Here is a 14373-nt window from a genome sequence, read left to right on the forward strand (position 1 = left end):
CCCACTGAGCGGTAGAGAGCAAACGTTGCACTCCATCTGGGGTGTGTTCCCCAATTCGCTCAGCCACCTGCCAGCCGTTTTTACGTTCGATTGGGCTCAAGAGGGCCTGTAAGTAGGCCAGGGCGCGTTGACGCTGTTCACTGCGGGCAAAACGAGGAGCAATCCGCTGGTGGAGCGTACCCAGCTCCGTCAACCATCGCCGAGGAAGTGAGGCTGCGCCGGAACGCGTCATTCCCCAGGCTACTGCGCCTTAACTGCGGCTGTAGTACTAGCGGCAGGAGACACGCTGTCAGGTTGTGAGCCTCTTAGGCTCGGTGGCATTCACTTCGCCTGGCCCAGGGTCCGGACCATGGCGTCGAGCAGCGCCGTCTGCGTGTGGCTTCCCTGGAGAATCCAGACCTCCTTCGCGCCCAGCAGCACGTACACCGGAAGCCCACCGCCGTCCCCCGGCACGCTCAGACGCCAGGCTCGCCCTGCCGCTGTGTCCACAGAACCTTCGACACGAATCGCCGTCCCCTCGGAAAGACGGAGGGCTGCTGGGTGGAGGGTGGCCAACGCTCGCACGTATGCCGCGTCATCCCGCACACCCTGGGGAGCACGTTCGTACCGCCGGGCCTGCATCACGGGGACGGGCCTGGGTGCGGCGGGTTCGAGCACGTCAATGGCGTCACCCCCCTCGCGCACGATCTGCCCGAACAGATGCCGGAACCCCAGGCGGCCCGAGTGGACGGCTTTCAGGTCTTCCGGGCGCACCCCAGCGCGGAAGGGCAAGGCGGGTGTGGAAGCCTTGATCCTTCCGTCCCGCGTGCCGACCACCACGATCAACTCCGGGTCATTGAGCAGTGAGTCGTGCTCGGGCACCGGAACGAACGAGCCGTCGGCCTTCAGGTACCTGAACGCGGGAAGGCGAACGACCCCGGGGACCGTCAGGGTCAGGTCGGCGGTCCCGTCCGGCCGAATGATGCCGGAAGCGAGCGCCGGACCTGCCCCACTGTTGGGAGCTCCCACCACAGCCTGGACCCGGGCGCCGGGCTGAAAGCCAGAGGCGCGAACCACGGTCGGCGTGAAGGCCCTCAGCTCTGCGGCAGGAACGTACACGCGGGGTTCGGGCTGGAAGGCGGCGCGGCTGACCTTCCAGCGGTTGGCGGTGCCGCGGGACAGCGTGACGTACAGCGTGCTCCTGGCCCCCACGAGTTTGTACTCTCGCAGGTTGCCTGCCCAGAGTGGCTGACGGAAGGGCAGCACGCGAGCGTCCTGAAATTGCCGGAGGCGGAGCTGGTCAGCCGCAGGAAGATTGCTGGCCAGGCAGGTCTCCACGTTCACCCTCTGGGTCGCGCAGGCGAGGACCGCTTCCGGTTCGTCTTGCGGCACGACGCCCTGGGCGGGGGACATGAGGGAGGACATCAGCACGAGGGCTGAGAGGGTGGGAAGAAAGTTCATGCCAGCATCCTCCTGTTGATTGTCGATGGTGGGTTCGCCAGCCTGCCCAGTGGCTGGCCTCCCGTCCGGAGCTTGCCTGAAGGCTGGGCAGGTCAGCCCCGCGCCAGGACCGTGTCGCGCCGGAAGCTGCGGGCGCCGAACAGCAGCAGGCCAAGGGCCAGTGCCCAGACCACCAGGCCCAGAACGGCAGCCAGGGCCACGCTGAGGTACACCACGCCCGCCGCCTGCCCCACGACGAGCAGGATCACGGGCAGCACCACCACGCCGCCCAGCTGGAAGGCCTCCTGAAACGTCTTCACGCGTGACGAGACGAACACTGTGGCGCCCAGAGCCAGCGCGGCAACCGCGGGGGCCACCCACAGGGCCAGCAGCACCCAGGTCACGTTTGGGAAGAACACCCGCTCCATCACCGGCCAAGCCGAAGTGTTCAGCATGGCGCCGTACACCACGAAGCCCAGCAGGGACAGCAACACCGCAGGCAGCCAGGCGACCGCAACCTTCGCAAGGAAGAGCTCGCGGTCGGTGATCGGGCTGTACGCTAGAGCCTCGAGCGTCTGGCGTTCCTTCTCGCCCGCAAAGCTGTCCGCCGCGATCACGCTGGAGACCATGGTGGGCACGATCAGGAAGATCGGGGCGAGCAGGTACATTCCCATCAGCAGCACCGCCTGCTGGGCTGGGCTGTGCTCGGCCAGCTGACCGCGCAGGACCGGGGACACCTGGGCGAGCATCTCGGAAAGACCCTTCACGGCCGCCCCGCCCCCGGCGAGCACCGGAGCACCCAGACCCACGGCCAGGGGCATCAGGACGAAGAACAGCAGGGGCACCACGACCAGGGGGATCAGGACGGGCTTGCTGCGCGTCAGCAGCCGCAGGTCCTTGCGCATTACGGCCCGCACGGCACGGAAGTTCATGGCGTCACCCCCGGGGCCTGCGGGCCATACAGGCGGAAATACACGTCCTCCAGGGTGGGAGCGTGAGGGACGGCGGCGAACACGTCGATCCCCTCGTCCAGCAGCGTGGTCAGGACGCGCGGAATGTCCTCCCGGCGGACGTCCTCGAGCTCAAGGTGTGACCCCCGGGCGATGCCATCTGCCCCGAGGCGGGCCCCCAGGACGTCGAGCGCTCGGGCCACGTCCTCTCTGGACACTTCCAAGCTGAGCCTCTGGGTCAGGCCGAGGCGGGCCGACAGTTCCGCTTGTGTTCCGCTCGCCACCACGCGTCCTTGCTGGAGGATGCTCACCCGGTCGCACAGCACCTGCGCGTCGGCCAAGTCGTGGGTACACAGCACCACGGTGCGGCCCTCCTCCCGGGCGAGCCGCAGCACCGTGTCGTTCACGGCGCGGGCACTGACCGGATCGAGTCCGCTCGTCGGTTCGTCGAGGAACAACAGGTCTGGGCCGTGCAGCATAGCGCGGGCGAGCGCCAGGCGCTGCTTCATCCCCTTGCTGAAGGTCCCCACGCGGCGGTCGCGGGCCTCGCCCAGATCGAACGCCTCCAGCATCTGCCGGGTTCGCGTTCCCACCTTGTGGACGGGAACTCCGTAGAGGTCGGCGTACAGTTCGAGGTTCTCGCGGGCCGTGAGGCGGTCTTCCAGGCTGGGCGTCTCGGTCAGGACGCCAGTTCTCTTCCGCAGGGCGTCCCCCTGGGTGGCCGGGTCGAGGCCGAGAACGCGCATGTCGCCCTCATCCGCCCTGAGCACGCCGTTCAACAGGCGGACCGTGGTGGTCTTTCCGGCGCCGTTGTGCCCGAGCAGGCCGTAAACCTCCCCGTGCCGGATGGTCAGGTCGACGTGATCGACCGCCACATAAGCGCCGAAATGCCGGGTGAGCTGTGAAGTACGGATGGTCAGTTCGTTCATAGGCTCCTGGTGATGCCGGGGGTCAAAACAGCGGAGTGAGGGTGGTCCTGACGACGAGCGTCAGAGGGTGCGCCGCCCCATTCCGGCCTGCGGCAAGCGTCGGGCGAACAACAGTCCAAGGATCATCCCGCCTGAGCGGTGAGCTGGACCGTGCGCATGGCGATCAGTGGCGACTGCGGGGAGAACAGCCGCTGGGGATGGGGTGCCCGGAGGGCCGATCAACGCAAGCGTGCGCTGCCCGGGGGATGGCGACCATCCCCGCGTCGGTGGAATGCCGTCCCACAGAAAAGGCGGCGTCCGGCACCTCAAGTGGGTACGGCGTGTGTCAGGTCAGGGCCAGACAATTCTTCCGTGCCGACAACCGTGAGGTCTGGCCGGGCCTCCCGCGAGCGTTCGAGGAACCGGGCGAGGACCGGCCTGACCGGTGGCACGACGTTTTCGGGAAGGGCTTCCAGGTCGAAAAACCGCAAGGCGTTGTTCTCACCGACCTGAGGCCGCAGCGTCCCGGACCACCGGGTAGTGAGATACACGGCCGACACGTTGTGGACCTCGTCCCCATTCGGATAGCGGTAGTCCAACTCCGGTCCCGAGAACACCTCGAGCAGCGTCAGGTCCTGCGCGATGAGTCCTGTCTCCTCGAAGAGTTCACATCGGGCGACCGCTTCCAGGGTTCCACCCGGTTCGAGCGCGCCGCCCGGAATGCCCCAGCAGCCGTTGTCGGTCCGCTGGTCGAGGAGCAGTTGCCCGTGTTCATTCAGCACGAGGACCGCGGCTCCGACCATGATGAGGGGTCTGCTGCCGACGAGCCGACGGAGATCACGAATGTAACTCACGTCCGGCAGCGTAACGGGCAGGCGCGTGGCGGACGTGCATCCAAAGGACTACGGCGACCTCACCCCACCGGGAAGCCATTCGAGCTCCAGCACCGGATGGAGCTGCTGGCCGAACACCTCAAAGCCCAGGCGTTCCCAGAAGTTCCGCGCCCGCACGTTCTCCCAGCCTGTGCAGAGCTTGACTAGTGGGTGACCACAGACATGTGCAGGTTTAATTATGGGAGGGGTAGCGGCGGCTCAATTTCAGTCGCGCCTTGTCGGTGTCAAACTGCCAGTCCACTGTGACAGACCGGGTATTTCGGTCTGCTGCCCAAGCTTTGACTTCGTTGTTCAGCTGCTCAGCTGTTGCCAAACGCCGTCTCAGGCACTGACGTTCTAGAACCGCCCATTCCAGCTCCGCCATATTTAACCAAGAAGCGTGCTTCGGTGTGTAGACCCACTCGAAACGCCGTTTTAAGCGGTTGGCTTCCTCGGGCGGAAGGTGTTCGTACAACGCGGTTGGGGTATGCGTGGACAGTTGATCCAGCACCAGTCGAATTCGCTTCGCGTCAGGGTAGCGCAGATGCAGGCTCTGCATCTGCGCTGCGAAGTGCTGATTCCCGCGACGTTCGGTCGCCGTCACGGTTCGCTGCCCAGTCAAGGGTTCAAAGGCGATGAAGAGATTGGCCGTTCCACAACGCCTGTACTCGTAGTCCACCCGTGCCGGGTGTCCCGGCACGGGTGGAAGGGGCTCAACGATGTGCTCCAACAGTTGATAGGACTTTTCATCAAAGCAGACGACGGGGTACTGCGGGTCATACGGCTGGGCGTAGGTGTCCAGCACCTCCTCCATCCGCCAGACAAAGTCTGCGCCTACCTTGGCTGTACACCAACTCTGGACCTGCCACGGCTTGAGGTCGTTTTTTTCAGTGTTCGCCGGACCGTCTCATCACTGATGCTTTCCACCACGCCCAGCGTCACCAAACGATCCGCAAGGAGTTGCATGGTCCACTTTGCTTGCCCGTCTGGACCTTCCGAGCAGGCTTCCGCAATCAGGATGGCGGTTTCCTTCGGTCCAAGTTTCGTGGGTGGCTTGGGGCGTGCCTTCTCATAGAGGGCAGTTTGTAAGCCACCTTCAACATATTTCTTCCGAATACTGGCAACGGTCAAATGACTGATTCCCAGGCGCTCCGCCACGTCATCATCCTTGAACTGCTCATCCGCCAACAGCAGGAGTCGCGCCCGGGTCATCACCCGGGCACTGATGACACCCTTGCGGGTCATGTCGATGAGTTGCTTCCGCTCCTCATCACTCAGCGTCACCACAAACTGTTTGCGCCGTCCCATCTCCCCATCTTAGACCTGTCCTCGTCTGTGGTCATCCACTAGTCCTATGCCCTGTGGACGAGCCCCATCGTTCAACGCCAAGTTCAGTCCCGTCCCCCCTCCGTGATCCTGAGGGTTGAGCAGCAACAACCTTAGACAGAACGTCTGCGCTCGGGATCACCGCACTGCACGTCGTCCAACTCCCGACAGCGTGGCAGCGTGACCGTGCGCCTTGTTGGCCGCGACGCGAGGAGCAGGAATGTCCGTCCACTGACCGACGTGCCTTCGCACCCCAGCCAGGGACTTGGCCGGGACGCTCGGGCTGAATGAACCGGTGGCCCGCGAGGTCGCCACTGGCCTCGCCACCCGCGTGCTGTTAGGCAGCGTAGCCGGGGAAGTGTTGATTGCTGAGGAGTGCTCTCGCTGCTGCCCTAGCTGCTCTCGCGTAGCCCAGAACCCGGTTCCGCGGCCTCCTGAACGTCGAACCTCAGCGCCAGGCCCGGGCCGTCCTCCCTTGCGGTGGGCTGCTGCCTGACCCAGGTGTTCTTCACGCTCTCCGCCCTGCTCGCGGCCATCCTCGGCCACGCGGTCACGCACCTGCTGCGGCACCCCCTACCAGCACGACGGGCGCCCCCTCCCGGCTCCCGCCCGACCCGCCCGGATGGAAGCTCCGGCACTCAGCGGGTGAGGAAACAGCAGGACAGCCTCAGGGGCCCTGAGGCCCCGCCCAAGTCGGCCCCCTCCGCCATCCGGCAGATTCCCGGACCCAGTCCCCGGGCTATGTTCATACGCCGCCGACAACACGGCGCAAAGGAGCACGATGAGCGATCCAAAGACGAAAACCATCCTCCTGCTGCGGCACGGCTGGTCCGCTGCCGACGATGAAGGCGTTCACGAGGGCCGTTACGACTCTCCCCTCACCGACAAGGGCTGTGCCCAGGTCGCCCGCCTCGCCGCCCGCTGGCTGGCTGAGGAACGGCAGTTCGACCACGTTGTCTGTTCCCCCCTGCGACGCGCGCAAGAAACGGCGCGCCTGCTGGGGGAGCCCCTGGGCTTCGAGCCCCGTCCGGACGAGTTGTGGCTGGAGCAGACAACCGCCCGGTGGCGGGCGTGGCCCTGGCGGAGGTGCGGCGGCGGTTTCCCCATGCGGAGGACGCCACGCCCTTCACGCCTCCCTTCGGTCCGGGCAGCGAGACGCCCGCCGCGATGCACCGCCGGGCGGGCGCCGCGCTGGAAGGGGTGCTGGGCCTTCCGGGAGAGCGGCTGCTCGTTGTGGCGCACGGGGGCATTCTGAACGCGGCGATCCGCAACATCGTGGGCGCGCCGCCCCCGAGTGGCGGCGCCGGGCTGTGGTTCTCCTTCGGGGACACCGGTTTCACCACCGTGCAGTACCACGCCAACCATTCGTGGCGCGTCCTGAGCGTGAACGACCAGCGGCACCCGGAGTGAGGGGTCACCGGTCGGCTCTTGTCCCAGCACATACCGACGTTCTCCGTGTCCTCGTTCAGGCGGGCTCCTCCACCCCGAGAAGCCCCCGCCGGATCAGGGAATCGAAGGTAGCCCCACTGCTCAGCACCCTGCGCAGGGCCCGAACGGCTGGCCGCCGCCCCACCCCGGGCATCAGGACGGCCCCGAGAGGTCGGCGCTGCTCCACGGGCAGGGGACGCAGCGCCACCCCCGCGGGCAGCGGCTCCACGGCCAGCCGGGGCAGGATCGAGAACCCCGCGCCACGCCCGACCAACCCGAGAATGGACGAGTCCTCGCGCAATTGCATCGCCGCTTGATGGCGAAATCCGTTCCTCGCGCACGCCTCGGTGACTCCGCGGGCGCCCGAGCAGTGCAGCGCGATGTACGGCACAGCGGAGAGCTCTTCCCAGGAGGGCTGGGGCGGGAGGTCCAACGCTTCCGGCACAACCAGGACATAAGGGTCGCTGGCCAGCGGCCACACCTGCAACCGGCCACTGACCGGCAGATGGGCGATGCCCAGGTCGGCCTGACCCGACAGCACGGCCCGCTCGACGTCTTCGCGTTCCAGGCAGCCGTCGTCCACCTCGACCCGTACCAGGGGGTGCTCGGCCGCCAGGTGCTGGAGCACGGCGGGCAGCAGGTGCGTGGCGACGCTGCGGAAGCAGGCCACCCGCACCGTGCCCCGAACCTCCTCCTCGCCCGCCACCTGTGCGGGCAGCGTCTCCACCAGGGCCAGGATCTCCCGGGCCCGCAGCGTCACCCGTTCCCCCGCGGACGTCGGGCTCACCCCACGTCGCGTTCGGCTCAGCAGGGAAGTGCCCAGCCCCGCCTCCAGCGCGGCTACGGCGTGACTCAGGCCTGACTGGGTCACGCCCAGCTCGGCCGCCGCCGCACTGAAGCTGCCCAGGTCCACCACCCACACCAGCGCCCGCAGTTGCGCGAGGCTCGGCTGCCACCTGCTCTCACCTGTCATCGAATTCACTCATATCACGGCGGGACGCATGACCGGCTTCGGTGGTCCGCGAACGGCGCGTCACCTACCCTCGGGGCATGGACGTGACTACCACCGCGCTGCTCGTCATCGACGTTCAGGAAGGGTTCCACCTGCTCGAACGGGGCAGCGCCTCCCGCAACAACCCTCAAGCCGAGGAGAACATCGCGCGTCTCCTCGGGGCCTTCCGCGCAGCGGGAGCACGAGTCGTTCACACCCGTCATGCGTCCACCAGCCCGGACTCGCCCTTCCGCCCCGGCCAGCCCGGCTACCCGGTCATGCCGCTCGCCCGCGAACAGCCGGGGGAGCCCGTCATCGTCAAGCAGGTCAACAGCGCCTTTATCGGCACGCCGCTGGAGGCGCATCTGCGGGCGGCGGGGATCACCACCGTGGTGATCTGCGGCGCGACGACCAATCACTGCGTGGAGACCACCACACGCATGGCGGGCAACCTCGGCTTCGAGACATTCCTGGTTGAGGACGCCACCTGGACCTTCGGCCGCACCGGCCCGGACGGCACGACGTACACCGCCGAGCAGGTGCAGGCGATGACGATGGCCAACCTGAGCGGGGAGTTCGCCCGGATCGTCGTGACCGGGGAGGTGCTCGCCCGGTTGACGCCCTCCTGGAGCGCACCATCGACACCTGTTCCGCACCTGCCCGCTCGCTGATTTCAGCATGGGCATTCCGCCTGGCCCTGCCCGCGTGGCGCCGATTGAGCCCCTCCTCCTCTCGCCCCTCGTTTGTAAGTGAGCGTGGAGCCGGAATTCAGGGCTGGACCATCCCTGTCTAACCGAACCCCACCAACCCGCTGCTCTCCCCGGCTTTTGGAGCAGTCCGCTGCCCCAGAAGCGCTGCACCCTGATCACCGAGGAAACCCATGCACATCCTGATCGTCCATGTCCACCCCGAACCGCAGTCTTTCAACGCCGCGCTCACTCATACTGCCGTTCACACCCTGGAGGCCCTCGGGCACACAGTGGAGGTGTCCGACCTGTACGCCCTCGGCTTCAATCCAGTGGCGGGTCGAAACGATGTCACGCAGGCGGCCGACCCGGCGTTCCTGCATCTTCAGCGCGAACAGAAGGCGGCCTTCGAGAGAGGGACCACCGCTCCGGACATCGTGGCGGAGCAACGGAAGCTGACCCGCGCCGAACTGGTCATCTTCCAGTTTCCCGTCTGGTGGCGTTCGGCGCCCGCCCTGCTCAAGGGCTGGTTCGACCGGGTGCTCACGGTGGGCTATGCCTACGGGGCGGGCAGGGTATACGCCACGGGTGGCCTGAGCGGCCGACGGGCCCTGCTCTCGGTCACGTTCGGAAGCCCCACCAGCCCGGAGGAGGCCCGGGAAGTGCTGCACCAGATGCAGGACGGCGTCCTCGCCTTTGTCGGCTTCGAGGTTCTGCCGCCGTTCGTGGTGGGCGGCCCGCGCAGCCTGACCGTGGAGGAGCGGCAGGCGGAACTGGAGCGCTACCGGGACACTCTCGCCCACCTTGCCCTGGGCGCGCCGCTTGAACGGTCGCTCGCGTTGTCCTGACCCAGCGTCACCGTTTGCCTGCTGGTTACCCCCGGAGCATCCCTATGCCTGACCTTGAACCTGTGGTTCCTTCCTTAAAGTCCGCCCCTGAAACCTTGACCCTGCACGTGATCGGCACGGTCCATTCCCCCATTCAGGAAGGCGTGGATACCGATTGGGGCCGGGTCGAATCCACCGTCGAACTGAGACCGGACCTTGAGAGCGCCCTCCAGAGCCTCAACGCCTTCTCCCACGTCCTCATCGTGTTCTACATGCACGAGAGCACCTTTTCTCCGGAAGACCTCGTCCGTCATCCTCAGGGGCGCATTCACCTGCCCCGGGTCGGGATTTTCGCTCAGCGCGCCAAGCACCGGCCGAATCCCATCGGCATCACGGCCGTCGAACTGCTGGGGGTCGACGGCCATCGTCTTCGGGTCCGCGGCTTGGATGCCATTCACGGCACGCCCGTCCTGGACGTCAAGCCCTACTTCCCGTGGTTCGACCGCAGGGACCAGGTACGCACACCGGAGTGGTGCGACGAACTCATGCGAACGTATTTCTGAGATTATTCCTCCCGGCGTAGCGCAAGTTGGCCGCGCTCCGCTCCTCAGAAAGGATTGCTCATGACCCCCACCCCCCGCCGTTCAGACCTCGATTGGCTGCGCGTCGGCGCCATTGTCCTGCTGCTGTTCTTCCACAGTGCCCGCGTCTTCGACCTGAGCGAGGCGTTCTATGTCCAGAACGACCAGCGCAGCGCCCTGCTCACCTACGGCCTGATCGGCTTCTTCGGCCGCTGGGGCATGGAGCTGCTCTTCGTTATCTCAGGCATGGCCTCCTGGTATGCCCTAAGTGGCCGGAGCGGGAGGACGTACCTGCGGGACCGCTGGAGCCGTCTCGGCCTCCCCTTCCTGTTCGGGGTGCTGGTCCTCGTGCCGCCGCAGGGCTACTTCGCGCAGTTGCAGCAGTCCGGGGCGCCCACCGCCTCCTACCCCGCGTTCCTGGGCCGGTACTTCACGGACTGGTCGGACCTGAGCGGCTACCCCGGGAGCTTCACGCCCGCGCACCTGTGGTTCCTACTGTTCCTGCTGGCGTACTCGGCCCTGGCCCTGCCCTTCTTCCACTGGTGGAAGGCTCCGGCACGTGCTCCACTTCGGGAAACCCTGGCGTCAACGTTTCGGGGCCGGGGCAGCCTGCTGATCTGGAGTCTTCCGCTCGCGCTGGCGGCCGCCCTCCCGGGTGTGGGGGGCAAGAATTTGACGGGGTACCTGCTGTACTTCGTGTTCGGCTACCTCCTCGCCGCCACGCCCAAGTATCAGCGGACCATCGACCGGGACCGCCAGCTCTTCGCCCTCGTGGGGCTGGGGAGCTGGGCGGCCCTCACAGCAGCGTGGGTACTGGGCCTTAGCCCTGCGGACGGTTCCGTCGGGGACCTTCTCACGCACCTGCTGCGGACGCTGTGCGCCTGGTCCTCTGTGCTCGCCCTGCTGGGTTACGCGCACACCCACCTGAGGGTGTCCCGTACCTGGCTGGCCCGGGCGAACGAGGCGGCCTTCCCGGTGTACATCGTCCACCAGACGGTGCTGGTGGCCGCGGCATTCTTCCTCGTGCGCCTCCACCTGCCCCTCAGTCTCAAGTACCTGCTGGTCGTGCTGGCTACCTTTGCGGGTTCCCTGGCCGCGTACGCCGTGGTGCAGGCGTTCGATCCCCTGCGCGTCCTGTTCGGTCTCCGCCGCCGTGAGAGGCGGAGGGTCACCCCCGCGCTGGAGGCGTAGCTCGGTCTGAAACGCTCCTGGCGAGACCAACGTTTGACCTTCCCTCCGCAACCCGGACGCGGTGTGGAGGGAGCTTCAACTGGCCTCACGGGAACTGTCGTGCAGGGGCGGGGGAGTCACGAGTGGCGTGAGGGCGAGGTGGGCCAGCAGGCGCAGTTCGCCCGGCTCGTCCACGCTGATCCGGGCGTACTTCTCCAGCAGGTCCTCCAGTTCACGCTGAAAAGCCTTGCCCTGAGCCCGGGACAGGCGCAAGCCCCCGTGCCATGTGTCCATCAGGGGTGGCCATTCGTCTCCCCGCGTATCCACCCGGCTCCCATCGGGAAACGCGAGGTGGGTTCGCACTCGTCCGGTTTCCCCCGCGGCGTCGCGAAAGACACGGACGCCGATGTCGAGGTCCCGCGCCCGCATCACGGCCACGCTGTTGCTGACGAGGACGTGCCCGAGGGGTGCGCTGAGCGCCCGGACCAGGTCCTCCAGGGCGGCGGCACCGGTCGCGGCAAACGGTACGAAGAACTCGTCCGCACTCGCGCGGTACACCTTCACGGCCTTGCCCTGACGGCGCTCCTCACGGACGACGCGCAGCAGGCCCAGAGAGACCAGGCGCTCGACGCGGTACAGCAGGCTGTTGGCTTTCACGCCGAGTTCCCGCGCCGCGCGGGCCACCGTGCAATCGCGCCGCAGGAAGGGCGCGAGGAAGCGTTGCGCCTCCAGGTCCACCAGCCACGTACCCGCCGCCTCGTCCGTGATGACGGCGCGCCGGGGCCAATCCGAAAAATCCCCTGTCATTTCACCCAGCATAGGGGGGAAGATCGGCGGTCGCGCGCGCCCGTGGCGAGTTACGGTCTGGCGCGCCAGAGAGGTCCCCCATGTTCAAATTCCCCACAAACCGTCTGCGCGTATCCGTCTTCCTCGCCGTGCTCAGCCTGCTGAGCGGCCTTGTTCTGCTGGTTCCGGGCAGCCCACCGGGACTGTATATGCTGGTGCCCGCGGTCACGACGGTGCTGCTGATGGTCGTGTTCACGCGGGACGGGTGGCGGCGCGAGGGCTGGCGGCAACTGGGCTTCGGGCGGCTGCGCTCATCGGCGGGCGTCCTCCTCCCGGCTCTCCTCGTCCCTCTCGTGGTCGTGAGTGTGGGGTACCTGGCCCTGCCGGTGCTGGGCGCCGCAGTTCTGAAGTCTGGGCAGGGGTGGGCGGCCCTGGCCATCAGTCTTCTCGGGCTGGTCCCCGCGGCCACCCTGAGTGCCCTGCTGGAGGAGGTGGGCTGGCGCGGCTACCTGCTGCCGAAGCTCGCCGGTCTAGGGAGCGTGGCGGCGGGCTGGACTCTGGGCCTGATCTGGGCCGCCTGGCACCTGCCTCTGATGCTGGTGGGCTCGTACCACGGCGGTGAGGGGCTGGACTGGACCCTGCTCCTCTTCGTGCTGACGGTCGTGGCGTTCGGTTTTCTCGCCAATGAGCTGCGCATGCAGACTGGGAGCATCTGGCCCGCCGCCCTGCTGCACGGCGCGCACAATGCCGCGTGGCACGTGTGGCGCGAGGTACCCCAGGAAGGGCACGCGGCTCTGGTGAATCTGGTGGCCGGGGAGAAGGGCCTGGTGACCCTGGCCCTGTATGGAGCCGCCGCGGTGGCGGTCTGTCTCCTGCCCGGCATGTGGACCGCCCGCTATCGCCTGAACGCTGGGACACGGTCATCCACCCGACTCTGGACCTGAAGGGGCGGCATGGCGCGGAAGGCACGGGTGAGGACCCAGTGTCAGCTTTCCTCCCGTGAGGATCTTTCCCTATGGCATCCAGGAGAGGTGTTCTCCCGGGCCGTTTCCTGGGCACCGAAGCCCACCGCGCTTAGCAGGTATATCCCGGCTGTCCGGTCGGCCCAGGACCCGCTACCTCAGGGGAGGGAGGAACGGGGCGCAGGCGTCCTCAACCTCGGTTTTCCCAGCCTGCCGCCGCGGCGTTTACTTGGGCACACTCTCCGGTAGGAAGAACAACCGGGCGATAACCTCCCCGCCAATCACTTCCCCGCTCTTCTGGAAGCCCAGGCTCAGGTACAGCCCCTCTGCCGCCGTGTTCTCCGGTTTGTAGCCCAGCGCGAGCTGCCCGGCCCCCTTCGCCCGGACACGCGCAATCACCTGCCGCATCGCCGCCCGGGCGTACCCGCGGCCCTGGTGGGCCTCGTCGATCATCAGCCGGTACACCCAGTACTGCCGGTCATCCTCGTCGAAGGCGTACAGCACGAAGCCCACAAGGTCCTCCCCGGCGTAGACCGCCAGCGGTGTTCCGCCAGTGAGGAACTGCGCTTCCGCCAGGCTGTAGAGGTTGGGGGCGACGAAGGCCCGCTGCTCGGGGGGCAGGCGCAGCCCCAGCACCTGCTCCCAGTTGTCGCGCGTCACGGGGCGCAGCTCGACTGTCGTGGCAAGGGACTGGGCCGTCATCCCGACACCGCCTGTGCCCTGCCGATCTCGGCTTCCAGCCCGGGATTGCCCAGGCCACGGTAGAAGGTCCGCACACCCTGCACGTCGCGGACCGCTCCCAGTGCCTGAGCCAGCGTCACGCCGAACTCCGCGAACGCGTGACCCTGCGCGGTGATGACATGGCCTGCGTGGACCACGTCACGGTAGGTGAACCCCGCCTCGGGAAAGACCCCCAGGAAGGCCCGCTGCTGGGTATTGAAGGTCACCGTGTAAGGGATGCTGTCGAGCAGGCCCGCCAGACCCAGCACCAGCGGCCCGCCACAGATCGCGCCGATGACCTTGCCCTGGGCGTGCATGGCCCGCACGAAGACGTTCAGGGTGGGAACATCGGCGACGACACTCATGTCTGCGGCGCCGGGAATCAGGACGGCGGCGAACGCCTCGGGCTGGACGTCAGCCAGGGTCCGGTCGGGCAACACGCGCAGGCCACCTTCGCCTCGGATGGGATCGAGGGTCAGACCGACGTTGACGATGTCGTGGGTGCGGGCGAGCAGGGCCAGCGCCACGGTGACCTCGAACTCGGAGAAGCCGGGGTAGACGAGGAGGGCCAGTTGAGGCCGACCTGACTCAGAGGCGGTGGAATTGGGGATGGGCACGCCCGGCAGCCTACTGTCCAGGTCAGACCTTGTGCTCCGCCTTTTGGCGCATCCCCGGACGTGGGGGCTCGTCAGCTGCAGTTTCCATTCCATGCTCTCAAAGCACGGGGAGCGCCCCGACCGACAGGTC

The 14373-nt window shown here is 67.1% G+C and carries 14 protein-coding genes and 2 pseudogenes; 6 read left to right on the forward strand and 10 right to left on the reverse strand.

The genetic code is table 11. The features are described from left to right. The 6 genes and pseudogenes from F784_RS25650 to F784_RS25655 all read right to left on the reverse strand — a co-directional run. Positions 1–232, reverse strand: a pseudogene (locus F784_RS25650) (IS701 family transposase); the annotation flags it as partial. Between the two features lie 89 nt (positions 233–321). Beyond that, complete coding sequence (locus F784_RS0120390; RefSeq protein ID WP_019588570.1) at positions 322–1440, reverse strand: hypothetical protein; 1119 nt, start codon at positions 1438–1440, stop codon at positions 322–324. A gap of 92 nt (positions 1441–1532) precedes the next feature. Beyond that, positions 1533–2351, reverse strand: coding sequence for an ABC transporter permease subunit (locus F784_RS0120395; RefSeq protein ID WP_019588571.1), 819 nt, complete (start codon positions 2349–2351; stop codon positions 1533–1535). Continuing rightward, positions 2348–3298 carry an ABC transporter ATP-binding protein gene (locus F784_RS0120400; RefSeq protein ID WP_019588572.1) on the reverse strand — a complete coding sequence of 317 codons (951 nt, stop codon included), beginning with the start codon at positions 3296–3298 and terminating at the stop codon, positions 2348–2350. Before F784_RS0120400 ends, F784_RS0120395 begins: the two co-directional genes overlap by 4 nt. Positions 3299–3603: 305 nt before the next feature. After that, the gene (locus tag F784_RS24065; protein WP_157465415.1) at positions 3604–4131 is read right to left on the reverse strand and encodes an NUDIX hydrolase; all 528 of its coding nucleotides are present in this window, start codon (positions 4129–4131) and stop codon (positions 3604–3606) included. Positions 4132–4342: 211 nt separating this feature from the next. Then, positions 4343–5457 (reverse strand): IS630 family transposase gene (locus tag F784_RS25655; protein WP_157465416.1). Its coding sequence is split into 2 segments (ribosomal slippage): positions 4343–5040 and positions 5040–5457, totalling 1116 coding nucleotides; the frame shifts between segments, so codons are not numbered across the junction. A 799-nt stretch (positions 5458–6256) separates the two neighbouring features. On the opposite strand from F784_RS25655, the pseudogene F784_RS27940 reads away from it, so the two are divergent. Next, positions 6257–6885: pseudogene (locus F784_RS27940) on the forward strand (histidine phosphatase family protein). Between the two features lie 55 nt (positions 6886–6940). Here F784_RS27940 and F784_RS0120430 read toward each other — a convergent pair. Then, positions 6941–7876, reverse strand: a complete 936-nt coding sequence (locus tag F784_RS0120430) for a LysR family transcriptional regulator (RefSeq protein ID WP_019588578.1) — start codon at positions 7874–7876, stop codon at positions 6941–6943. A gap of 77 nt (positions 7877–7953) precedes the next feature. Here F784_RS0120430 and F784_RS24075 point away from each other — a divergent pair, with 77 nt between their 5' ends. From F784_RS24075 to F784_RS0120450, 4 genes are all read left to right on the forward strand, one after another. Beyond that, on the forward strand, positions 7954–8565 hold the full coding sequence (locus F784_RS24075) for a cysteine hydrolase family protein (protein ID WP_051087014.1): 612 nt from the start codon (positions 7954–7956) through the stop codon (positions 8563–8565). A 209-nt stretch (positions 8566–8774) separates the two neighbouring features. Further along, positions 8775–9428, forward strand: coding sequence for an NAD(P)H-dependent oxidoreductase (locus F784_RS0120440; RefSeq protein ID WP_019588580.1), 654 nt, complete (start codon positions 8775–8777; stop codon positions 9426–9428). Between the two features lie 95 nt (positions 9429–9523). Further along, positions 9524–9970 carry a tRNA (N6-threonylcarbamoyladenosine(37)-N6)-methyltransferase TrmO gene (tsaA, locus tag F784_RS0120445; protein ID WP_019588581.1) on the forward strand — a complete coding sequence of 149 codons (447 nt, stop codon included), beginning with the start codon at positions 9524–9526 and terminating at the stop codon, positions 9968–9970. Positions 9971–10030: 60 nt separating this feature from the next. Next, positions 10031–11179, forward strand: a complete 1149-nt coding sequence (locus F784_RS0120450; RefSeq protein ID WP_019588582.1) for an acyltransferase family protein — start codon at positions 10031–10033, stop codon at positions 11177–11179. A gap of 75 nt (positions 11180–11254) precedes the next feature. Here F784_RS0120450 and F784_RS24960 read toward each other — a convergent pair whose 3' ends face one another. Beyond that, on the reverse strand, positions 11255–11965 hold the full coding sequence (locus F784_RS24960) for a helix-turn-helix domain-containing protein (RefSeq protein ID WP_019588583.1): 711 nt from the start codon (positions 11963–11965) through the stop codon (positions 11255–11257). 80 nt (positions 11966–12045) lie between these two features. On the opposite strand from F784_RS24960, the gene F784_RS24965 reads away from it, so the two are divergent. Continuing rightward, on the forward strand, positions 12046–12888 hold the full coding sequence (locus tag F784_RS24965; RefSeq protein ID WP_019588584.1) for a CPBP family intramembrane glutamic endopeptidase: 843 nt from the start codon (positions 12046–12048) through the stop codon (positions 12886–12888). 243 nt (positions 12889–13131) lie between these two features. Here the strand turns inward: F784_RS24965 and F784_RS0120470 are convergent, their stop codons facing one another. Both F784_RS0120470 and F784_RS0120475 read right to left on the reverse strand, forming a co-directional pair. Next, positions 13132–13608: a GNAT family N-acetyltransferase gene (locus tag F784_RS0120470; protein ID WP_019588585.1), complete on the reverse strand. Its 477-nt coding sequence runs from the start codon at positions 13606–13608 to the stop codon at positions 13132–13134. After that, positions 13605–14243: a DJ-1/PfpI family protein gene (locus F784_RS0120475; protein WP_019588586.1), complete on the reverse strand. Its 639-nt coding sequence runs from the start codon at positions 14241–14243 to the stop codon at positions 13605–13607. The genes F784_RS0120470 and F784_RS0120475 overlap by 4 nt, the downstream gene beginning before the upstream one ends. Between the last annotated feature and the right edge of the window lie 130 nt (positions 14244–14373).

It is taken from the genome of Deinococcus apachensis DSM 19763, assembly GCF_000381345.1.
Classification (GTDB): Bacteria; Deinococcota; Deinococci; order Deinococcales; family Deinococcaceae; genus Deinococcus; species Deinococcus apachensis.